The sequence below is a fragment of the Alphaproteobacteria bacterium genome (assembly GCA_015231795.1).
Classification (GTDB): domain Bacteria; phylum Pseudomonadota; class Alphaproteobacteria; order Rhodospirillales; family WMHbin7; genus WMHbin7.
In genome coordinates this window covers 119,883-141,450 of the sequence record JADGAX010000005.1, presented here as the reverse complement: position 1 = coordinate 141,450, position 21,568 = coordinate 119,883, and the positions used below count along the sequence as shown (strand labels likewise).

General features: G+C 59.6%; 23 protein-coding genes and 1 pseudogene. 11 read left to right on the top strand and 13 right to left on the bottom strand.

Annotation, left to right across the window (positions count from 1 at the left end):
• Position 1 precedes the first annotated feature (1 nt).
• The 6 genes from HQL44_12035 to HQL44_12010 all read left to right on the top strand — a co-directional run bounded on the left by HQL44_12035 (position 2) and on the right by HQL44_12010 (position 5,516).
• Positions 2-451 carry a DNA polymerase III subunit chi gene (locus tag HQL44_12035; protein ID MBF0269309.1) on the top strand — a complete coding sequence of 150 codons (450 nt, stop codon included), beginning with the start codon at positions 2-4 and terminating at the stop codon, positions 449-451.
• A 56-nt stretch (positions 452-507) separates the two neighbouring features.
• Positions 508-2,232, top strand: a complete 1,725-nt coding sequence (locus tag HQL44_12030; protein ID MBF0269308.1) for a hypothetical protein — start codon at positions 508-510, stop codon at positions 2,230-2,232.
• A complete protein-coding gene (locus HQL44_12025; protein MBF0269307.1) occupies positions 2,232-3,161 on the top strand; it encodes a hypothetical protein in 930 nt (309 codons plus the stop codon). Before HQL44_12030 ends, HQL44_12025 begins: the two co-directional genes overlap by 1 nt.
• Before the next feature lie 36 nt (positions 3,162-3,197).
• Complete coding sequence (locus HQL44_12020) at positions 3,198-4,118, top strand: 4-hydroxybenzoate octaprenyltransferase (GenBank protein ID MBF0269306.1); 921 nt, start codon at positions 3,198-3,200, stop codon at positions 4,116-4,118.
• 62 nt (positions 4,119-4,180) lie between these two features.
• Complete coding sequence (locus tag HQL44_12015) at positions 4,181-4,768, top strand: methyltransferase (GenBank protein ID MBF0269305.1); 588 nt, start codon at positions 4,181-4,183, stop codon at positions 4,766-4,768.
• 43 nt (positions 4,769-4,811) lie between these two features.
• Entirely contained in the window at positions 4,812-5,516 is a 705-nt protein-coding gene (locus tag HQL44_12010) for a DUF3800 domain-containing protein (protein MBF0269304.1), read from the top strand.
• Positions 5,517-5,725: 209 nt separating this feature from the next.
• Here HQL44_12010 and HQL44_12005 read toward each other — a convergent pair whose 3' ends face one another.
• The gene (locus tag HQL44_12005; protein ID MBF0269303.1) at positions 5,726-6,784 is read right to left on the bottom strand and encodes a GGDEF domain-containing protein; all 1,059 of its coding nucleotides are present in this window, start codon (positions 6,782-6,784) and stop codon (positions 5,726-5,728) included.
• A gap of 275 nt (positions 6,785-7,059) precedes the next feature.
• On the opposite strand from HQL44_12005, the gene HQL44_12000 reads away from it, so the two are divergent.
• Positions 7,060-8,265, top strand: a complete 1,206-nt coding sequence (locus HQL44_12000) for a GGDEF domain-containing protein (GenBank protein ID MBF0269302.1) — start codon at positions 7,060-7,062, stop codon at positions 8,263-8,265.
• Positions 8,266-8,469: 204 nt separating this feature from the next.
• On the opposite strand, the gene HQL44_11995 is transcribed toward HQL44_12000, so the two are convergent.
• From HQL44_11995 to HQL44_11960, 8 genes and pseudogenes are all read right to left on the bottom strand, one after another.
• Entirely contained in the window at positions 8,470-9,588 is a 1,119-nt protein-coding gene (locus HQL44_11995) for a glutamate 5-kinase (GenBank protein MBF0269301.1), read from the bottom strand.
• A complete protein-coding gene (gene obgE / locus HQL44_11990) occupies positions 9,585-10,595 on the bottom strand; it encodes a GTPase ObgE (protein MBF0269300.1) in 1,011 nt (336 codons plus the stop codon). Before obgE ends, HQL44_11995 begins: the two co-directional genes overlap by 4 nt.
• Positions 10,596-10,671: 76 nt before the next feature.
• Positions 10,672-10,929 (bottom strand): 50S ribosomal protein L27, encoded by a 258-nt coding sequence (gene rpmA, locus HQL44_11985; protein ID MBF0269299.1) that lies wholly within the window; start codon positions 10,927-10,929, stop codon positions 10,672-10,674.
• Between the two features lie 22 nt (positions 10,930-10,951).
• The gene (rplU, locus tag HQL44_11980; GenBank protein MBF0269298.1) at positions 10,952-11,251 is read right to left on the bottom strand and encodes a 50S ribosomal protein L21; all 300 of its coding nucleotides are present in this window, start codon (positions 11,249-11,251) and stop codon (positions 10,952-10,954) included.
• Positions 11,252-11,332: 81 nt separating this feature from the next.
• Positions 11,333-11,854, bottom strand: coding sequence for a metal-dependent hydrolase (locus tag HQL44_11975; GenBank protein MBF0269297.1), 522 nt, complete (start codon positions 11,852-11,854; stop codon positions 11,333-11,335).
• Positions 11,851-12,153 (bottom strand): type II toxin-antitoxin system RelE/ParE family toxin, encoded by a 303-nt coding sequence (locus HQL44_11970; GenBank protein MBF0269296.1) that lies wholly within the window; start codon positions 12,151-12,153, stop codon positions 11,851-11,853. The genes HQL44_11975 and HQL44_11970 overlap by 4 nt, the downstream gene beginning before the upstream one ends.
• A complete protein-coding gene (locus tag HQL44_11965) occupies positions 12,150-12,419 on the bottom strand; it encodes a CopG family ribbon-helix-helix protein (GenBank protein ID MBF0269295.1) in 270 nt (89 codons plus the stop codon). The genes HQL44_11970 and HQL44_11965 overlap by 4 nt, the downstream gene beginning before the upstream one ends.
• A gap of 120 nt (positions 12,420-12,539) precedes the next feature.
• Positions 12,540-12,826, bottom strand: a pseudogene (locus tag HQL44_11960) (GIY-YIG nuclease family protein).
• An 86-nt stretch (positions 12,827-12,912) separates the two neighbouring features.
• Between HQL44_11960 and HQL44_11955 the strand changes: the two are divergent.
• Positions 12,913-13,656 (top strand): hypothetical protein, encoded by a 744-nt coding sequence (locus HQL44_11955; protein MBF0269294.1) that lies wholly within the window; start codon positions 12,913-12,915, stop codon positions 13,654-13,656.
• Positions 13,657-13,705: 49 nt separating this feature from the next.
• Here HQL44_11955 and HQL44_11950 read toward each other — a convergent pair whose 3' ends face one another.
• Positions 13,706-13,906, bottom strand: coding sequence for a toxin-antitoxin system, antitoxin component, Xre family protein (locus tag HQL44_11950; GenBank protein MBF0269293.1), 201 nt, complete (start codon positions 13,904-13,906; stop codon positions 13,706-13,708).
• Between the two features lie 133 nt (positions 13,907-14,039).
• On the bottom strand, positions 14,040-16,721 hold the full coding sequence (acnA, locus tag HQL44_11945) for an aconitate hydratase AcnA (protein ID MBF0269292.1): 2,682 nt from the start codon (positions 16,719-16,721) through the stop codon (positions 14,040-14,042).
• A 251-nt stretch (positions 16,722-16,972) separates the two neighbouring features.
• On the opposite strand from acnA, the gene HQL44_11940 reads away from it, so the two are divergent.
• Complete coding sequence (locus HQL44_11940) at positions 16,973-17,275, top strand: STAS domain-containing protein (GenBank protein ID MBF0269291.1); 303 nt, start codon at positions 16,973-16,975, stop codon at positions 17,273-17,275.
• Between the two features lie 9 nt (positions 17,276-17,284).
• Positions 17,285-18,652, top strand: a complete 1,368-nt coding sequence (locus HQL44_11935) for a CZB domain-containing protein (GenBank protein MBF0269290.1) — start codon at positions 17,285-17,287, stop codon at positions 18,650-18,652.
• 43 nt (positions 18,653-18,695) lie between these two features.
• Here HQL44_11935 and HQL44_11930 read toward each other — a convergent pair whose 3' ends face one another.
• Complete coding sequence (locus HQL44_11930; GenBank protein MBF0269289.1) at positions 18,696-19,679, bottom strand: GDP-mannose 4,6-dehydratase; 984 nt, start codon at positions 19,677-19,679, stop codon at positions 18,696-18,698.
• 135 nt (positions 19,680-19,814) lie between these two features.
• On the opposite strand from HQL44_11930, the gene HQL44_11925 reads away from it, so the two are divergent.
• Positions 19,815-20,141: a putative addiction module antidote protein gene (locus HQL44_11925; protein MBF0269288.1), complete on the top strand. Its 327-nt coding sequence runs from the start codon at positions 19,815-19,817 to the stop codon at positions 20,139-20,141.
• Positions 20,142-20,145: 4 nt separating this feature from the next.
• On the opposite strand, the gene HQL44_11920 is transcribed toward HQL44_11925, so the two are convergent.
• On the bottom strand, positions 20,146-21,564 hold the full coding sequence (locus HQL44_11920; protein MBF0269287.1) for a hypothetical protein: 1,419 nt from the start codon (positions 21,562-21,564) through the stop codon (positions 20,146-20,148).
• Between the last annotated feature and the right edge of the window lie 4 nt (positions 21,565-21,568).

Genomic DNA, 21,568 nt, shown 5'->3' with positions numbered 1-21,568 from the left:
GATGGTGCGCGCGGGCTTTTACCACCTGACGCGCAGCACCTTGGATCAGGCCTTGCCTAAATTGCTGGAACGCGTGCTGGCGGCGGGGCACCGCTGCGTGGTGCTGTGCGCCAGCGCCGAGCGCGTATCGGCCCTGGATGCCAGCTTGTGGACCCATGATCCCGATTCCTGGCTGCCGCACGGACAGGCCAAAAGCGGCGAAGCCGAACGCCAGCCAATCTGGCTGACCGCCCAAGACGAAAACCCCAATGGAGCGGACGTGCTGGTTCTGGTCGACGGCATGACATCTGATCGTATGACCACTTACGCCCGCTGCCTTGATCTGTTCGACGGCCAGGACGAAGAAGCCGTCGCCATGGCCCGCCAACGCTACAAGGCGGCCAAGGAGGCCGGTTGCGAGATGGAGTACTGGCAACAAGACGAGAAAGCGGGTTGGAAACGGGTCCAATAATGGACGGTTAAGACCTGACGCGCTAAACTCCTCGCAACCAAGAATGTGGGGAACGGATGGCAGGCAGAGAAAGTTTCGAGGTGCAGGTTCTGCAAGGCAAGCGCTGGACCTTGCAAACCGTTTGCGAAACGCAGACCTCGGCCACGCGCGAGGCGCAAGCCGCCATCAAGGCCAAGCGCGAATACGACGCCGTGCGCGTCATGCGCATGTGGATGCGCTCGGACGGCCTTGAAGGGGAAAAACAGGTCTTCTTTCAAGAACAGGAAGGCGGGCCGATCACCGCCACCATCGTCAATATCGACGAAGCGCCCTGGTGCGCTTCCCTAGACGATGTTTACGGCCGCGAAAGCAGGCGCATGCTGGGCCGCTTGTTGCGCAAGTACCTGGATACGGTTTTCCTGACTCCAACCGAGCTGCTTTACAATTACCGCGCCCTGCGGCGCATCGAAGAGGCCGACACTTTGCTGCCCAGCGGCACCGACAAGGTGGCCAATCTGCAAGTGAAGGCCAAGGGCGCGCCGCCCGACCTGGACGCCAAGCTGCGCCGCGAGGAATTGTACCGGCTGGTCGATCAGGTCATCTCGCGCGCCCGCCAATGGTCCGACGATTACCGGGTGCCCGCCTTCGACGGCGAGGACCTGGAACAGCTGGAAAGCAAGATCAAAGAGCTTTCGCCCCAGCAAGACGAGCGCCAGTCGATGCTGATGGCGTCGCTGTGCCTGTATCTGGCCCAGGGGCGCAGTTGGGACGCCAAGCTGGAGAAGATACTCGATCTTTTAAAGCCCGGCTTGCCGGAACATCTGCAAGACGTGCTGGATGAAATCCTGGCCGAGGTGCTGGATGGCGCCAGCGTCATTCAAGACCTGTTGGGCGCGCAGCCCGGATTGGGGGCGGCGTTGGTCGCCATCATCCGTCTGGCCTCGGGCAAGATGGCAGTGTCCGGACGACCGCCGCCTGGCCTGCTGGGCCGTCTGGATTCGCTGTTTTCCAAAACCGTGATGCCCGCCTGCCGTGCCGTTCTTTATGATCGCGTGAAACGCCAGTTGGCCACCGGCCGACGTCTGTCGCCCGAAGGCGAGGACGAAGCCCAGGCCTTCGCGGCGCTGGTGGTGGCGCTGCACGACGGCACGGGCGGTTTTCCCGAGGGAATGCCGATGCTGGACGCGCTGATGGACCGCGCGGGGCGCGTCTATGCCGAACCCGACATGCCGCCCGAGCCGAAGAAAACCATCGACGCCATGGTGCGCCTGATCGCCGAAATGCGGGCGCGCATCCGCTTCCTGACCAATCTGGCCGTGACCTCATTCGGCCAGAAAAATCTCGACGTGCTGGTCAACCGCCTGGGCAATGCCGTCCTGGGACTGAAGGGGCTTGAGGAAGTCACTTTTCCGCGCGGCAATCAGGCGCATCGCCTGGGCGACGGCACGCAGATTCAAAAGGAAATATTGGAAAGCGCGTTGCCGCAACCGATCAAAAGCAAGCTGTGCGCCAAGATCGACGAACTGCTGGCCGATTACATTCGCCGCGAAGGCATCGTCGAAAAGCTCGATCATGCAAGCGATCCCTTGAAGGCGCGGGCCGAGCGGCTGGTGCAGTTCTGCGCTTCGGGCCTGCTGCTGGAAGGCAAGGCGCTGTCCATCGCCCGCGAACGCACGCAAGCCCTGTTGCGCCAGCCCGATTTCGTGGCCAAGTTCGTCGAGGGCGTGCCGGACCCCAAGGACGCCGAGCATCAGCTCAGGCAGTTCCATTTGCTGCTTGCCAAGGCGGGCTTCAAACAATAATGCGCAACCTCGCCAAAGCGCTGCCGCTTTGCTTGGCGCTGACTTTCGCGACATTCCAGGCGTGGGGGCAAGCCAAACAGGCGGAAATCCTGGTGCCCAAGGACAAGATCCTCGAAGTTTGCGGCACCCAGAAATACGATTCCGTGCTGACCGAATTCGACGGCCTCAAAGTGCGCTTCTTTTGCGATCCCTACATGCCGCCGTTGTTGCTGAACGCGCCGGGATCGACCGCCGACAAAAAGATCGAGCGGGCGAAGCCAGGTCCTGCGATCAGCGAGACGCTGCCCGAATGTCCGCCCACCGACCAGGCCTATGGGCTTTGCGAGATGAACCGGCTTGAGCGCGAATTGCGCAGCAAGATGCTTTCGGTCATGGAAAAGAAATCGGTCGAGCGAACGCGCGCCGCCGAGGAGCGTGCCATCCTCGCCGAGACGCAGAAGAAACTGCCGCCGCCGCCGCCGCCCTGCACGCCCTTGAAGGATGTCGGCATCTTCCAAGGATCGGTAGCCGACATTCTGGGCGCTGGCGGGCAATTGCAGCGCATCATCCCCATTCCCGGCGATGTCCGACTGGTTTTCCAGATCAGGCGCACGGCGCTGTTCGGCCCGATGGCCAGGGTCAAGGAAGGCGAGCTGGTGGCCATCGACGCCGTCGCCAGCCGCTCGCAATACGCGGTGCCCATTCTGCCCAGTGTGACGGTGACCAAGGAGCAGGCGGGCAATCTGTGCCTGACCGGCAATCCGCAGAACGACAGCGGGGCGACCTCGATTGTCGTCATCCTCAAGAATTCGACGCAGGCCAAGCCCAAGACCGGCTTGCAGGTTCCGTCCTTGCCGCCCAGCGAGGATATCGAGTTCGACGGCAGCGGCCCTCTGACCTTGCCTCAACTGTCGCCCAGCGGCCCCACGCCGATTGTGCCCGGGAAATAGCAGATTGAGCTTGCGCCCCAGCCCGGATTGCGAAGAATGAGCGCCATGGAACGAAGTTTGGCGGGCGATATCCCGATGGGAAACTGGGTGGACCGGCGCTTGCCGTCGGGTCTTCGCCCCTATGCGCGCCTGATGCGTCTGGATCGCCCCATCGGCACCTGGCTGTTGCTGTTGCCCGGTTGGTGGGGCGTGGCCCTGGCCGCCGACGGCTGGCCCGACTTGAAGCTGATCATTCTGTTCGGCCTGGGCGCCATGGTCATGCGGGGTGCTGGCTGCACCTTCAACGATTGGGCGGATCGCGACTTCGACGGTCTGGTCGAACGCACGCGCACACGCCCCATTCCGTCGGGCGCCGTCACGCCCAATCAGGCGCTGCTGTTCCTGGTTCTCGAACTAGCCGTCGGGCTGGTGATCTTGCTGCAATTCAACCTGTTCGCCATTCTGGTGGGGGCGGCCTCGCTGCTGCTGGTTTTTCCCTATCCCTACATGAAGCGCATCACCTATTGGCCGCAGGCCTGGCTGGGCCTGACCTTCAATTGGGGGGCGCTGCTGGGCTTTGCCGCCGCCAGCGGCTTGTTGGCTTGGCCAGCACTGATCTTGTATGCGGCGGGCCTGTTCTGGACCCTGGGTTACGACACCATCTACGCCCATCAAGACAAGGAAGACGATGCGCTGATCGGCGTGAAATCCACCGCGCTGCGCCTGGGCGCCAACACCAAGCCCTGGCTCTTGCTTTTCTTCGCCCTGGCCGTGGCGCTGATCGGCTGCGCTGGCTGGCTGGCGCAACTGGCTTGGCCCTTCTATCTGTTCTTGGCGGCGGCTTGGCTGCAAAGTTTGTGGCAGGTCAGCGATCTTGAAAGCGACGATTCCGCCGACTGTTTGTCCAAGTTCAAATCGAACCGCTATTTCGGCTGGCTGGTGCTGGCGGGCATAGTGGCCGGGAAGGTTCTGGCTTGAGCGATCCCAAAGCCTTCGTCCTGGCCAATACGCAATTGTCGCCAACGCCCTTGCTGCCAGAGATGAAACTGCATCTGGCCAGCCAAGTGACGCCGCTTTGGGAAGCCACCGAAGCCACGCTTGAAAAGGAAGGCTTGCCGCCGCCCTATTGGGCCTTCGCCTGGGTGGGCGGGCAGGCGGTGGCGCGCTATCTTTTGGACCATCCGGATTCTTGTCGCGGCCTGCGCGTGCTGGATTTCGCCGCCGGTTCCGGCGTGTCGGGCGTGGCCGCCGCCATGGCGGGCGCTCTGTCCGTCGAAGCCGCCGAGATCGACGCCTTCGCGGGTGCGGCCATCGATCTCAACGCCAAGGCCAACGGCGTCGCGGTGACGGTTCGCTTGGACGATCTGGTGGGGTGCGCCAATCGCTGGGATGTGGTTCTGGCGGGCGACGTCTGCTACGAACGCCCCATGGCCGAACGCGTCTTCGCTTGGCTGCTGAATTTGTCCAAGCAAGGCGTGCGCGTCATTCTGGGTGATCCGGGGCGCAACTATCTGCCCAAGTCGGGCCTGCGCGAAGTGGCGCGCTATGACGTGCCGACCACCAAGGACATCGAAGACAAGGACATGCGCACGGCGGTGGTCTACGAGGTGGATGAAATGCCGTCATGATTGCGATGCTGTTCAATTGCGCAATTCTGGGCCTTCTCACAACATGAGAGATATCTACGCGGACGAATCCAGCCAGACGAAGCACAGATTTCTTGTGCTCGGCGCGATCACCGCCAGAACGGAGAATGTTTCGCGGATCGTAGACGTCATCCGCGCGTCAAGGCTCCCCTCTCTTCCCCATGGAGAGATGAAGTGGACCAAGGTTTCCAGGGGCAAGCTCGAGACCTACAGGGCTGTGGTCGACTCGTTTTTTACCATGTCTGATGCCGATATGATGCATTTCCATGCCCTTGTCATTGACACGGCCCGTCTTGACCATGGCCGGTTCAATCAAGGAGACAGAGAAATCGGCTTTTCGAAAATGGTTTTCCAGTTGCTCAATAAGCACGCGCGCCTTTATCCCGAACGGCTGTACGCCTATCTTGACAAACGAACGACGAGGCAATCTCTGGATGAGCTTCGGATGATTCTCAACAGAAACGCCGCCAAAAAATTGGCCCGCCCCGATTATCCCTTTCGGCGTGTGGTGTTCAGAGACTCGAAGGAAAGCGATCTGCTTCAGTTGAATGATGTGCTACTTGGCGCGGTTGCATGGATCAAGAATGGACATGGGAGTCTTCCCGGCGCCTCGGAAGCAAAAAACGCTTTGGCCAGCCATGTATTGAGTAAATCCGGTCTGACATCACTTGATGCCGATTCGCCGCGAGGCAAACGTCGATTCACGGTCTGGAATTTCAGGCTTAGTTGAAAAGGGATCCTGTGGCCCTAGGCTCTCGCCACCGCCTTGGGCGGTCCTCCTACCGTAGGTAGGAGTTTCGGGCCACAGGAGATGTGCACATTATATGCGAATTGACGCGTTGATTGTCAATGTCTCCGGAAAAATGTGGTTGTTTCAAATGGATGCCAAGGGCATAGCCGGGGCAAACGTCACGGCAATGGACTCCCTTTCCCCACCCCCTAAGGCTTCAACTCCAACGAGGCATGTTCCAGATCGGTCTGGCTCATCACCCGGTTGCGGCCCGAGCGCTTGGCCAGGTAAAGCGCCTCGTCGGCCCGTTGGATCAACTGGCTTAGCGGCTCGCCCAGCACATATTCCGCCACGCCGATCGAAAGCGTGATCTGGCCCAGGCTTTGACCGGTGCGCTTGTTGGTCACCTGTTTGTTGGCCACGTTGTTGCGGATGTTCTCGCCGGCGGCCAGGGCGCTTTTCAATTCGGTTTTGGGGAAGATGACCGAGAATTCCTCGCCGCCATAGCGGGCGGCCGTGTCCTGGCCCTTGACGCTGTCGACCAGGGTGCGGGCCACCAGCTTCAGCACTTGATCGCCCATCTGATGGCCGTAGGTGTCGTTGAACTTCTTGAAGAAGTCGATGTCGATCATGGCCAGGCAAAGCGGCTCGCCGGTTTCCATGATCTGCATGGCGGATTCGCGCAGCGCGATGTCGAACAGCTTGCGGTTGGCGATGCCGGTCAGCGCGTCGGTCATCGCCTCGCGCTTGACTTCATCCAGATTGACGCGCAGCTGCTTGATCTCCTTGGACGAGGTCTCCAGCTTGACCTCAAGCTCCTGATTGGCCTCGGCGATCGAGCGCGTTTCGGTCATCACCGTCTTCAGCATGTCCCGGATGTCGCCCAGCTTGTCCTTGTCTTGCAAAGTGTCCGAGAAGCTCTTCAGCGTTTCGCCGTAACTGTTCGCCCCCTGAACCGCGTTGCCCAGCACGCCCATCATCTGGCCCAGCATGACTTCGATGCGCTGGGTCGCCTTGTGCAGGGCTTGGCTTTCGTTCTCATGGCCGAAGAATTTCTGGCGAAGGTCCATCAGCACCTTCTCGTCGAAATCCATCTTGTTGCTGATCAGGATGTCGACGGCGCGACGAAGGTCGGGGTAATTGCCCGAAACATAGGTGTACCAGATCGCGAAATTGCCCGGGTGCGGCGGCACCTGGTGCGACTTCATCAACTCCACCGCCTGTCCGGCATAGGACATGGCTTGCTCGAATTTCTCGGGATACTCCATGGTCCCGACACCCCCATATTATTCACCCGGGGACACTATAATGACGCTTGGGCAGAAGAAAAGAGTTATCGTTTCATAATTTTCAAGGCATCAGCGCCTCGGCGGGGTTGCGGCACAGGGAAGGAAGCCGGGTGGTGGAAATGGCTGGACAAAATCATCCGCAAGGAGCGGGATGTTGACCGCCGTCAAGACCAACGCGCTGGTTTCCAAGTTAAAAATAGTCTAGTCTGAGGGGAATGGGCGATCAACCTGATAACAAGACACCGGAAAACGGGATGCGGGATAATAGGCATCGAAACAGCAAACAGGGGGTGGGCGGGTTGCAAGCGCTTAAGTCGGCGGCGCTGCAATATGCGCGCACGCAGTTGCCCGACGTGCTGTTCGCTCAGGGACATTCGACCTATCTGACCCGCCATCGGGTGGAAGCGATCTTGTTGCGCACCCGCATGGTGGCGGGCGCTTTCTCGGTCCTGACCTTGTTGTGGATCGCGCTTGACGCCATCACCTTGCCCTGGCCGGAATGGGGGTATCTGGCGGTCATCCGTTTGATCGCCTCGGTGGTGTTCGCCTTCGTGGCCCTGCCGCCCAGGCGCGAATGGAACCTCGCGGGCGCGTTGGCGGTGCTGGCCCTTATCCTGTCCATCCCGCTCAGTTTTTTTCTGGCGGCGCAATTCGTCTTCCAAGGCGTCGAGCTGACGGGATTGGCGCTGATCAACGCCAGGCTTTACGACGCCCTGCCTTTCATCGTGCTGGCCGGTCTTTCCGTCTATCCGCTTGTGGTGTCGGAAGGGCTGCTGTTCGCCTTGGTGGTTCTGGGACTGGCGGCGCTGGGGCCGGTGGTGGCCGGGCGTTTTGACTGGACGCGTGAACTGACCACGCTGTGGGTTCTGGCGGTCATCCTGGGCATCTATGCCTTCGCCGGAATGATTCAGCTGCATTACATGATCGCCCTTCTGAAACGCGCCAGCCACGACACGCTGACCGGCGCCTTCACAAGACGCAGCGGCATGGAACTGCTGGACAGCCAGTTCAAGGACAGTCTTGATCGCGGTCTGCCCATGACCCTGGCCTTCTTCGACATCGACAATTTCAAAAGCGTCAACGACGTGCACGGCCATGACGAAGGCGACCGCGTGCTGCGCGTGGCGTCGCAAAAGCTGGGGCGTTTGCTGCGCCAGGGCGATTCCGTCATCCGCTGGGGCGGCGAGGAGTTTCTGGTGGTGATGATGGGGGCCGACCCGCAAGGTGCGCGCATAGCGCTTCAGCGCGTCATGCAGGAATGGTTGGGCGACCGGCCCGGCGGCGACGGTCCGGTGACGGCCAGCATCGGCGTGGCGGAACGCATCCGCGACGGCGTGCAGGACTGGCCGCAACTGGTGGAACTGGCCGATCAGCGCATGTACAAGTCGAAAAGCACCGGCAAGGCGCGTTGCACCTTCTCGGACGACGACGTGATGCTGCCGGGGTCGGAGCGCAGCTAAACAAGACCCTTCGACGTTGGAAGTGGAATTTGTCGGATGTTTCAATCCGTCATGGCCGGGCTTGACCCGGCCATCCACGATTTTCTTACATAAGCATCAGAAGGCAAGGCGTGGATGCCCGGCTCAAGGCCGGGCATGACGATATGTTTACTGGCCTCTGAAGGATTGGCAAATCCACATGAAACGGCGAGGAACCCTAAATAACTATTCCACCACCAGATCGTCGCGGTGGACCAGTTCTTCCTTGCCCCGATAGCCAAGAATGGCCTCGATCTCGCCGCTTTGGCGCCCGGCAATCCGCTTGGCTTCGTCGGCGCCGTAAGCCACCAGCCCGCGTCCCAGCACATGCCCCTTCTTGTCGGCGAAGGCCACGCAATCGCCCTTCTGGAACTGTCCATCGACCTGCACCACGCCGGCCGGCAGCAAGGACCGCCCCTTGGACAGGGCCGCCACCGCGCCGTCGTCCAACACCAGCGTGCCCGAAACCGACAATGCGCCCGCGATCCAGCTTTTGCGGGCCTGCCTGGGTTCCGATTGCGGAATGAACCAAGTGCAGCGTCCGCCGTTCTCAAGCCTGGACAAGGGATTGAGCGCATCGCCCAACCCGATCGCCATCTTGCAGCCTGCCCCCATGGCGATCTTGGCCGCGATCAGCTTGGTAACCATGCCGCCCGAACCGACGCTTGATCCCACGCTGCCCGCCATGGATTCGATCTTGGGGGTGATTTCGCGGATTTCCGCCAGGAATTCGGCGTCCGGCTGCTTGCGCGGATCATTGGTGTAAAGCCCATCGATGTCCGAAAACAGCACCAGCACGTCAGCACCCGTCATTTCGGCCACGCGCGCCGCCAAGCGGTCGTTGTCGCCAAAGCGGATTTCCTGGGTGGCCACGGTGTCGTTTTCGTTGATGACCGGCACGGCGCCCTGGGCCAGCAGGGTGATCAGCGTATTGCGGGCGTTGAGGTAGCGGTTGCGGTTCTCGCTGTCTTCCAGCGTCAGCAACACCTGGGCCGCCACGATATTGTGCCTGGCCAGCGCTTCTTGATAGGCGTGGGCCAAACGGATCTGTCCGGCGGCGGCGGCGGCCTGTTTTTCATCAAGGCGCAAGGGACCGGGCTTCAAGCCCAGGGGCCGCCTGCCGACCGCGATGGCGCCCGACGTCACCACGATGACGTCAGCACCCTTTTGCCGAAGGGCCGCAATGTCGTCGGCCAGGGTTTCCAGCCATTTGCGCCGCACATGGCCGCTATTCTCGTCGACCAGCAGCGACGAGCCGATTTTCACCACCACGCGTTTCGCAGCGCGCAAGGGGTTGGCCTTCATTTTTCCGAACCCTTCCCCTTGGCCTTCTGAATGGTCTGGTCCAAGATGCGCAGCACGTCCTTCACGCCTTCGCTTGAGACGCCGGAAATGGGATGGACGGCGCGCCTTGTCGCCTTCTTCAACTGGGCCTGTTTGGCGGCGATCTCTTCGGGAGTCAGGGCGTCGATCTTGTTGAGCGCCGTGATCTCGATTTTCTTGTCCAACCCGTTGCCATAGGCCTTCAGCTCGCGCCTGACCGTGCGCCAACTGGCGGCTACGTCTTCCTCGGTGGCGTCGACCAGATGCAAAAGCACCCGGCAGCGTTCGACATGGCCCAGGAAACGGTCGCCCAGCCCGGCCCCTTCGTGAGCGCCTTCGATCAGGCCGGGAATGTCGGCGATCACGAATTCGCGCTCATCGACATAGGCCACGCCCAGATTGGGATGCAAGGTGGTGAAGGGATAGGCGGCGATCTTGGGTCTGGCATGGGTGACGGCGGCCAGGAAGGTGGATTTGCCCGCATTGGGCAGACCCACCAGCCCCACGTCGGCGATCAATTTCAGGCGCAGCCAGACCCACATTTCCTTGCCCGGCCAGCCGTCGTCGGCGCGCCTGGGCGCTTGATTGGTCGAGCTTTTGAAATGCATGTTGCCGAACCCGCCGTCGCCTCCTTGCAGCAACAGCACGCGCTGGCCGTCCTCGGTGACGTCGGCCAGCACCTCTTCCTTGTCCTCGGTCAGGATCTGCGTGCCGATCGGCACCGCGATTTCCAGCCCGTCGCCGTCGGCCCCGGTGCGGTTGCGGCCCATGCCGTGATGGCCCTTCTCGGCCTTGAAATGCTGGCGATAGCGAAAATCGATCAGGGTGTTGAGGTTCTGGTGGCCGACGAAGGTGATGTCGCCGCCCTTGCCGCCGTTGCCGCCATCGGGTCCGCCGAATTCGATGAAGCGCTCGCGCCGAAACGAGCAGGCGCCAGCGCCGCCGTCGCCGCTTTGCAGATAGATCTTGCACTCGTCTAGGAATTTCATGGCGACAGTCTATTTCCAGAAAGCAAAAAGGGGAAGGCGGCGCCTTCCCCTTCGCAGAACTATAAGGCGTTCGCTGTTACTCGGCGCTCTCGACCGACACGAAAGTGCGGCCCTTGATGCCGGTGGCGAAACCCACCTTGCCGTTGATCAGCGCGAACAAGGTGTGATCCTTGCCGATGCCGACATTGGCGCCCGGATGGAACTGGGTGCCGCGCTGGCGAACCAGGATATTGCCGGCCAGAACCGCCTGACCGCCGAAACGCTTGACGCCCAGGCGCTGGGCGTTCGAATCGCGGCCGTTGCGTGAGCTGCCGCCTGCCTTTTTATGTGCCATCTCTAAATCCTCCGAAAGGCGCTTAGGCCTTGATGCCGGTGATCTTGATCGTCGTCAGATCCTGGCGATGACCGTTCTTGCGGCGCGAGCTTTTGCGCCTGCGCTTCTTGAAGACGATCAGCTTGGGTCCGCGCGTCTGCTCGACGATCTCGGCCGAAACCGAAGCGCCCGCCAGCAACGGCCTGCCCACCTTGCCGCCCGCCATCAAAACCTGATCCAGCGTAAGGACCGTACCCGGCTCGCCAACCAGCTTTTCCACGGTGATGATGTCGTTTTCGGCGACCCGGTACTGCTTGCCGCCCGTCTTGACCACTGCGAACATGACCCACCTGTCAAAATAAGTATGCGCGGCAAACCCTGTTCGCCACGAGAGGGCGGAACATAGTCTTGGGTTTCGCCCTTGTCAACGGGATTCCACGGCCCTCAAGACCTCTTTAAAGGCCTTTCCGGCCTTGGCCAGATCGCCCGTTTCGGCCCCCGCGGCGGCCAGCCCGGCCCCCAACGCGCCGATCAGGGCGATCTCGGCCAAACTGCCGGTGCGAACCAAGCGCAATCCGTAGGCCTGCTTGCTGGGCCAAGCCAGGGGAATGCCCGACAAGGTCAGGCTGTCGGCCAGCAGATGCGACAGATATCCCACTGCCAGGGGGGCGGCCAGATGGCCGGGGCCGAACAGAGCCAGAATAAGGGCGAAGGCCGCCACGGCCAGCAGGGAATGGGTGACGCCCCGATGCCCGATCAGGGCGGCCAAGGGGATGGAAATCAGGGCCATGCGCCTGCCCGCCCAGGATTGGGGATGGTCGATGTCGGGCAGCAACGATCCCAGGGCGGCCAGCCCCAGGGCGGCGGGTTCGGCGGGCTGGCCGCTGGCGTAAGCCACGCCCGCCCACAGGCTGGCGCCGATCACCACATGCGACACGGCCATCATGAGGGGGCGTCCTCGTCCATTCTGTCTTGGGCGGCGTGGAAGACGCGCAAAATCTGAACCTCGTCTTGCACGATTTCGTAGACGACGATCCAGGGCCACCCGCTTAAGACCAGCTCTCGCGTCAAGGGGTCGCGGCCTGGGCGGCCTCGCAGCGGCATGGCGTCAAGCTGGCTGGTCCTTTGGACTATTTCCGCAGCGACCCGCTGGGCGGCTCTTGGATCGTCCAGCGCTATAAAATGATGGAGGGCTTCCAGATCCGTGGCGGCAGGTTCCGTCCAGATGATCCGATATTTCTTCATCCGACCTTGGGCGGGGGCAATTCATGATCCGTGCCCCAGGAGAGTAGCCATGCCCGCATTTCTTCATGAGGAATGGTGCGGCCTGCTCGAGCGGCTTGGCGCCCCTCATCGACGGCGGCCAGATAGTCGCTTTCGGATTTGACGAAACCACCGATGGCCTCGCTGGCCAACCACGACTTGCTGCGTCTTGTGGCCTTGGCCAATTGCTCCAGCTTCTCGTTGACTTCGACGGAAACCCGAACGGTCACAGGGACGGTGGCGGACATGCGATGCTCCTTGATGCAGGTGTACACAATAGCATCAAAAGTGCGTGGGCGGAAGGACCATCTCGAAAAAGCAGCCCCCCTCTACCGTCATGGCCGGGCTTGACCCGGCCATCCACGAACTTAAGACAATCGACCATATAAATCGTCCCAGGCCGGTTTAGAATCCAAAATCAGCCGGACTTTCCAGGCGCGCGGCCAATGCTTCATGTTCTTTTCACGTTGAAGGGCCGTCTGGATGTCGTCGTGGCGTTCGGCATAGACAAGGCGCGTTAAGTCATGCTTTTTGCAAAGCCGTCGGCCATGCCTTCGCGATGTTCCCAAGCCCTGCGCGGCAGATTGCTCGTGACACCGACATAAGGCGTCCCGTTCGGGCTGCTGGTCATGATGTAGACATATCCGCCTTGCATATGCTAATCGTAGAATGATTCGCCGTCTTGTCGCAACCAGCGCGTAGATGGCCGGGTCAAACCCGGCCATGACGGGAGAGAGGATAGTGAGCACCCCTATTAAAGAATTTGGAGATGTCGCTCAGGGATTAGCCAAAAATCCCTTGGGTATCATAGCCTTGTTCATTGTCCTGATTTACGGATTTGCCTGCCTTGTGGTTGGTGCCTCAAGCTATCTTCAGGCAGCAGAGAGAATGCCAATCATTTGGTTCATGGTCCTCTTCCCGGCTGTTGTGCTGGGGGTCTTTGCGTGGCTTGTAAGCACTCATCACAGAAAACTTTACGCGCCTTCCGATTTCAAAAACGAGGCGCATTTTCTTGAAGCGCAAAGGCCCGAGCTTGAGCGGTTAGAATTTGCTCGGCCTGGAACAAATGGCTCAACGGATAAAACCCCCTCTTCATCGACGCCAGAAGACTGGTCGGAGACAAGAAATGCAGTTTACGTATCATCTCGAGGTTATTTTATAAGTTATGTTCTCGAACCATCAAAAAGTGATGGGCAGGAATATGACATTTTTATTTATCTTATCAGGCATAAGAGCGGTGATTACTCAGACATTGAAAAGGCGGAGTTCTTCTTTGGCCATTATTGGGGAAATAAAATTTACGTCGCCTCTCGTGTGGGAGAGCTCATTGGAGTGAGAACGTCCGCTTACGGACCATTTTTGGCGCTGTGCCGAGTAACTTTTAAGGATGGCACATCGACAATGCTAAATAAGTATATTGATTTCGAAATGGGATTTGCCGTGAAGAGCTATTTCGAGAAGCATCGGCAGGATGTATTTCGATAACGGACTTCATTGTGGATGGCCGGGTCAAGCCCGGCCATGACGCAAATCACTAAACTGAATCGTAAACGTCGTCTTCCGGGTTGTTCCAGACGCTGTCGAAGGATTTGGCGCTGGCTTTGACGGCGGCACGGGAAAGCTGCCGGTCCTGGTCGCGCGAGCGGATGAAATCGACGAAATCCTCGACCTCGGCCAACCGGTCGGCGGGCAGGGCCTCGATTTTCTCGATCAATGCCTGGGTGCTTGGCGACATCTCAATTTTCCTTGGTCAACCGTTAAGACTATAACTACATCGGCCCCCATTGTCATGCCCCCCAAAGAAAATCCCCGGAGGCGGGCGGGCCTCCGGGGATCCCCGGCGCGTCACTTGGGCAGGTTTTAAGGCTCTACACCAAAGTGCGCAGCACGAAGGGAAGTATCCCTCCGTGTCGGAAATAGGAAACTTCGTCGCCGGTATCGATGCGCAAGATGGCTTGGAATTCCTGCGTCGATCCGTCGGCGCGGGTGACGGCGACGGTGACGTCCTGCTTGGGCGTAATGCCAGCCTTGATGCCGGTGATGGCGAAAATTTCGCTGCCGTCCAGTTTCAGGCTCTTGCGGTCCTGGCCCGGCTTGAACTGCAAGGGCAACACGCCCATGCCGACCAAGTTCGAGCGGTGGATGCGCTCGAAACTTTCGGCCAGCACGGCCTTCACGCCCAACAGATTGGTGCCTTTGGCCGCCCAGTCGCGGCTTGATCCGGTGCCGTATTCCTTGCCCGCCACCACGATCAGCGGCACGCCCAGCGCTTTGTATTTCATGGCGGCGTCGTAAATGAACATCTCTTCGCCCGAGGGCATGAAGCGGGTCACGCCGCCTTCGGTGCCGGGCGCCATCTCGTTCTTGATGCGCACATTGGCGAAGGTGCCGCGCATCATCACGTCATGGCTGCCCCTTCTGGCGCCATAGGAATTGAAATCCTTCTGCTCGACGCCGCGCAGGTTCAGATACTGGCCGGCGGGCGTCGCTTTCTTGATGTTGCCAGCCGGGCTGATATGGTCGGTGGTGATGGAATCGCCCAGGATGGCCAGCGGACGGGCCTTGGCGATGTCGGCGAATCCCTTGGGCGGCTCTTTGTCCATGCCCACGAAATAGGGCGGATTCTGGATATAGGTGGATGCGTCGTCCCAGGCGTAGGTTTGGCTGGTCGCGGCATGAATGGCCTGCCAATCCTTGGTGCCTTTGAACACGTCGGCATAGCGTCGGCGATAGCCTTCGGCGGATACTGCGCCTTCGATAGCTTGGCGAATCTCCGCGCCCGAGGGCCAGATGTCCTTCAAGAACACCGGCTGTCCTTTGGTGTCCAGGCCCAAAGGCTCGCAAGTCAGATCGATATTCATGGTGCCCGCGATGGCGTAGGCCACCACCAGGGGCGGGCTGGTCAGGTAATTGGCCTTCACATGCGGGCTGATGCGGCCTTCGAAATTGCGATTGCCCGACAGCACGGCGGCCACCACCAGATTGTTGGCGTCCACCGCCTCGGCGATGGGCGCGTCCAGGGGGCCTGAATTGCCGATGCAGGTGGTGCAGCCGAAACCCGCGATGTTGAAGCCCAGCGCGTCAAGGTGGCGTTGCAAGCCGGCCACTTCAAGATAATCGGCCACTACTTGCGACCCAGGCGCCAGCGACGTTTTGACCCAGGGCTTTCTGGACAGACCCTTCAACACGGCCTTCTTGGCCAGCAGGCCCGCCGCCATCAGCACATTGGGATTCGAGGTGTTGGTGCAAGAAGTAATTGCGGCGATCACCACGTCGCCATGTCCGATCTTTCCCCGCCCGTCCGACAAGGCGGCCTTCGCCTCCACCTTGGCCTGGGGGGCGATCAGGGGCAGCGCTTCGGCAAAACCCTGCTTGGCCTTGGACAGGGCCACGCGGTCTTGCGGGCGCTTGGGTCCGGCCAGCGAGGGTTCTACGGCGCCAAGATCCAGCTCCATCACGTCGGTAAACAGGGGATCGGCGGTGGTCTGGTCGCGCCACAGGCCCTGCGCTTTGGCATAGGCTTCGACGAGGCGCACGCGATGCGGATCGCGCGCCGTCAGGGTCAGATAGCGGATGGTCTCGGCATCGATGGGAAAGAAGCCGCAGGTGGCCCCGTATTCCGGGGCCATGTTGGCGATGGTCAGCCGGTCGGCCAGCCCCAGCGCATCGAGGCCGGGGCCGAAGAATTCGACGAATTTGCCGACCACGCCCTGCTTTCTCAGCATCTGCGTGATGGTCAGCACCAGATCGGTGGCGGTCAGCCCTTCCTTGAGTGCGCCGGTCAGCTTGAAACCCACCACCTCGGGGATCAGCATCGACACCGGCTGGCCCAGCATGGCCGCCTCGGCTTCGATGCCGCCTACACCCCAGCCCAGCACCGCCATGCCGTTGACCATGGTGGTGTGCGAATCGGTGCCGACCAGCGTATCGGGATAAACGACCTTGCGGCCCTGCTCGTCCTTGCCCAGCCAAGCCAGTTGCGCCAGATATTCGCAATTCACCTGGTGGCAAATGCCGGTACCCGGCGGCACGACGCGGAAATTGTCGAAGGCCTGCTGGCCCCAGCGCAGGAAAGCGTAGCGTTCGGCGTTGCGTTCGAACTCCAGCGCCGTGTTTTGCATCAGCGCGTTTTTGGTCGCGTAGAAATCGACCATCACGGAGTGGTCGATCACCAGATCGACCGGCACCAGCGGGTTGATCTTCTTGGGGTCGCCGCCCAGCTTGGCCATGGCGTCGCGCATGGCGGCCAGATCGACCACCGCCGGAACGCCGGTGAAATCTTGCATCAAGACGCGGGCCGGACGAAAGGCGATCTCGCGCTCGGTTTTGCCACGGTTGGCCTGCCAGTCGGCCAGCGCCTTCACGTCCTCTACCGTGACCGTGCGCCCATCTTCGAAGCGCAGCAGGTTCTCCAGCAACACTTTGATCGAGAAGGGCAGGCGCAAGACATCGCCCAATCCCGCTTCGTTCAGGCTGAAATAGTCGTAGCTCTCGCCCTCGACGGACAGGGAGCGGCGGGCTTTCATCGTGTCTTGACCGCAGATGGGCATCGGTTGGCCTCCAGAGCGCCGTCATGATCACATAGGTGGAGTTTGGAAGAAACACAAGCCAACCCGTTTGTCTAGCTGGCAAGACCCGACGGAGTGGGGCTATAACCACCCATATCCACAAGGATCATGTGGCGAAAATATGAAAAATCGTTTGAAAATAAATGATTTGCTTGCCAGTTGCGTTATATTCCACTTTATTCATGAACTATCATGAGCGATTCTCGCTTGAGCCGGTTCCTCCAGGAGGCTGAATGGACTATTCCGAGCAGAAGTTGGGCAGCGATTTGGTCTATGCGCTGAAAGGCCGGATGACTTTTTCCGATCACAAGATCTTTCGTGAAATCTTGAAAAAGACCAACGCGGACGAATACCGTCGCCTCGTCATCGATCTGTCCGCTTTGGACTTCATCGATTCCTTTGGCGTCGGCATGCTCTTGATCGTTAAGGACGCCGTCGAGCATCGCGACCGCGAAGTCGTGTTGCGCCGCCCGGCAGGCCAGGTCGATCATATGGTTCAGATCGCCAAGCTCTCCAAGCTGTTCACCATCGAATAGGGTGCTTCCATGGCATTGTTTTCCAATTCCGCAGCCCTGCCATCAAATGCAGCAAGCGCCGCAGCGCCCGCCAATGACGCGACCGACATTGATCTCGTGGTTGAACAGATCGTCAAGGGCGCCTTTCTGACGCTGCTGGAGAATGGCGGCGAAGGGTTGGGCAAGCTGGCAGGGCTGGTACGACATCTGGAAAGCAAGGACGGCAAGGCGCTGGTCGATACGGTGCAGGTGGCGGTTTGCATGAACGACGTGGTGACCCGCGCCGTCGAGACCATGCGCAGCGTGCGCGACCTGTCCAAGCGCACCACCACCATTTCCAGCGCCACCGAGGAATTGGTGGCGGGCGTGCTGGCGATCAGCCGCACCTCGGAACTGGTGGCGGGCAATGCCGAACGCGTGAAGGGATTGACGATGGAAGGGGCAAGCGAGGCGCAACACGCGGCTCAAGCGGTGCATGCCATCGTCGAGACGGTCAACGAGGCGTCGCAAAGCGTCGAGCGCTTGGCCGATGCCTCGGCCCGCATCGGCTCGATCATCGATCAGATCGAAATGATCGCCAAGCAAACCAACATCCTGGCGCTGAACGCCACCATCGAAGCCGCCAGGGCGGGTGATGCGGGCAAGGGATTCGCCGTGGTGGCCCATGAGGTGAAGACGCTGGCCAATCAGACGGCGTCGGCCACCTTGGACATCAGGAAGCGCATACAGACCCTGAAAGAGGAATCGGACGCCATCACCACCGCCATGAGTTCAAGCAGCCAGCGCGTGCTGGAAGGCGAGCAGGTGGTGCTGTCGACCGTCGGCAAGATGCAAGAGGTCGAGAAGGAAATCAAAGACGTCACCAGCATGATGCAAGACATTGCCAGCAATCTGGGCCAGCAGCGCATCGCTGCGGCCGAGATCGCCAAGAATCTCGACGAGATTTCCTCGATCTCGAACAAGGATTCGGAAGCCATCACGGCCCTGCTGGAAGTGTCGGGCAAGGGCAACGAGAAGCTGGATTCCATGCTGGCCGAAATGGCCAAGTTGGAAACCGGCAACAAGGTCGTGCATCTGGCCAAGAACGACCACATGATCTGGCGGCGCAAGCTGGCCGAGATGGTGGCCGGAAGGCTCAAGCTGAACGCCAACGAACTGTCCAGCCACCAAACCTGCCGGTTGGGCAAATGGTACGAAGGCGTCGCCGACGCCAAGGTCAGGAATCACCCGGCCTACCGCGCCATGCTGGAGCCGCATGCCGAAGTGCACAAGCACGGCATCGAGGCGGTGCGCAAATACAATGCGGGCGATTTCGAGGGTGCCATCGACGAGATCGCCAAGATCGAAACGCCGTCGGGCGAGGTGCAGCGCTGCTTGGATGAATTGGCGAAGCTGTAGGACTTGATGGTCTGACGACCGGGCGGGCGGCCGTCCGCTGGCGTCAGACTTTGTAAAAGCCGCGATACCAGTCGATGAATTTGGGAATGCCCTCGTCGATGGTGGTCTTGGGCTGATAGCCGCAGTCCTTCTGAATGGCGTCGATGTCGGCATAGGTTTCGCGCACATCGCCCGGCTGCATGGGCAGGAAATCGATGGCCGCCGTTTTGCCCAGCGCCTGCTCGATCAATTGAATGAAGCGCATCAGGGGTTCGGAATTGTTGTTGCCGATATTGTAGACATTGTAGGGCGCCTCGCCTTCAAGCCCTTGCTGCGGCGGGCGGTCGAGAACGGCGATGGTGCCCGCCACGATGTCGTCGATATAGGTGAAGTCGCGGCGCATGTCGCCATTGTTGAAAACCGGGATCGGCCTGTCTTCCAAGATCGCCTTGGCGAAGATGCAGGCCGCCATGTCGGGGCGGCCCCAGGGGCCGTACACCGTGAAATAGCGAAGCCCCGTGGTGGGCAGGCGGTAGAGATGGCTGTAGGTGTGCGCCATCAGCTCGTTGGCCTTCTTGGTGGCGGCGTACATCGAAATGGGATTGTCGACCCGGTCTTCGGTCGAGAAAGGCATTTTCTTGTTGCCGCCATAGACCGAGGATGAACTGGCATAGACCAGATGCTTGAGCTTGGGCTGGGCGCGGCAGCATTCCAGCACGACCAGGAACCCTTCTACATTGGAATGGGTGTAGGCGTAAGGATTGACCAGCGAATAGCGCACACCCGCCTGCGCCGCCAGATTGACCACCCGGTCGATGTCGGGGCGCGACTTGAACAAAGCCTGCATGGCTTCGCGGTCGGCGATGTCCAGCTTATGGAAGGCGTAGTTCTTGTTGCCGGTCAGCGTATCGATGCGAGCCTGCTTCAAGCTGACGTCGTAATAGGAATCGAGGTTGTCGACGCCGATGACGCTGTCGCCCCGGGCCAAAAGCGCCCGCGACAAGGTCGATCCGATGAATCCGGCGCCGCCGGTGATGAGAACAGTCATGGCCTATCCCAAAATGCCCGCCCTCTATAACCGACGAGCGCCTTGCGCGAAAGGGGGGAAGTTGAGGGGATGCGGATAGAGGGGGTAGGAGAAGGGGGACTTGCCCATTTGTAGCTTTTAAGTTACATTCTTGCCATGCCAAGGAAAATCAAAGCCGCAACTTCCCACCATGACCAAGAAGTCGGCGAGATGCGCGTCGATCACGGTCTGGCGGTGGAATATCTGAAGGCGGCGTTGGAATCTTTGAACAACCCGGAGGATCGCGCCGCCGGATTGCTGGCGCTGCGCACGGTGGCCGAGGCCCACGGCGGCTTGGGCGCGGTGGCGGCAGAAGCGGGGGTCAGCCGGGAATCGCTGTATCGATCCTTGTCGGCCAAAGGAAATCCGAATCTGAAAACCCTGCTTGCCGTGCTGAATGTGCTGGGCATGCGCCTGTCGGTGACGCAGGCGGAAGTGGGTTAGACTCTCACAAATAAGCCGACGCCTGCCCCAGTCGCTTTAATGCGTGGATGGACGGGGGCGAATCATTGACCTGATTGTGTCGGTGTGGATGAACTGTAAGTTCAGCGTGGATTTTTTCGATGATTTCAAGGGGGATGGTCCGATTGGGACAAGGAATTTCATTGCTCAGAATTTGATGCCTCTTGGCGTTGATAGCGTTTCCAGATTCACCTGGTCTGTAGGGCTTGAAAATATAATCTAATAAAAATGAGCCAATGTGCTTAGTGCCAAGATATGTCAAATTTTGCTTTCCAAGCAACTCCCCGGCTTGATGAAGCATGCCGTCCTTAGCGTGGATACTTTTGTCATGCGGCGGAAAATAATCAGGCCACTTCATTCGCGTTGCTACCACCATTTCAATGGCCATCAATGTCAGAGTATCGAGACCATCTTTGCTGCTATGTCGAGCCAAAAAAATCTCATTGAGCGCCTGCTCCTGTTGGCGCAATGAAAATCCAAAAGCCTGTGCAAAATCGGCAAAGAAGATGAACCGATTCGTTATATCGGCTTCAGGCTCGAGATACTTGTCGGCAAGATAATCCACGTACTGAATGGCAGACGGTTTGGGTAGACGGAATCGCCAGTCGATCATGCGCCTCAGATAGCCGTCAGCATTGATGTCATGCCCGTAAACAACTTTCAAAACGCTACTGAGCTGTTCGTCATCGACAGCAAGAACGAAGACAAGGCCTTGAACGCTGAAAAAGTGTTTGATTGTTTCTAGGATTTGAACAGCATATGTCGGGCGGCAGCGGTCGAGATCGTCAATAAACACGACGATCTTGCGGGAGGTGCCTCCCTGATTCTTTCCAATCAATTTTTGAACAATTTTCTCAAGCTCACTTCTGAACTTGCTCATTCCCGTTCGTGCGCCTGCTTGCGCGCTAAGTCCTGCTTCAGCCCATTTACCCAGTGCTTCTGTGGCGTTGGTATTGGTAAAATCAGCAATCTCTTTGATGGCTTCATCTCCGATAAGGTGCTTCGCCGTAGCTTTCACCGCGATTGGGGCGACGTGCCGCAGAGCTGCCTTTGTCCATTCTGCAACTGTCGCTACCCGCTTTTTGTTTGGGCCAGACAAGCGTAGAAATTCTTCGTTTATTACATCCATGAAGGCAAACAATGGTTCTTGCGAAAAATCTGTTTCCCAGGCGTTGAAGTAAATGCTCTCAAGATCGTATTGGCCCTTGAGGTGGCACATCCAGCGCCGGATAAAATGCGTTTTGCCGGTGCCATATCCGGAATAGAGGCCGATGACGAATGGTTGGTGGACGCCAAGCAAAATGGGGGTTAGAAATTCTGCGTCTTTCTTCCGTTCAAGTTTATCGTCACCCCAGGGGTCTTTTTCATCTGGAGGCGGGGCTTCGTGCTTGATCGGATTTGACATGGGA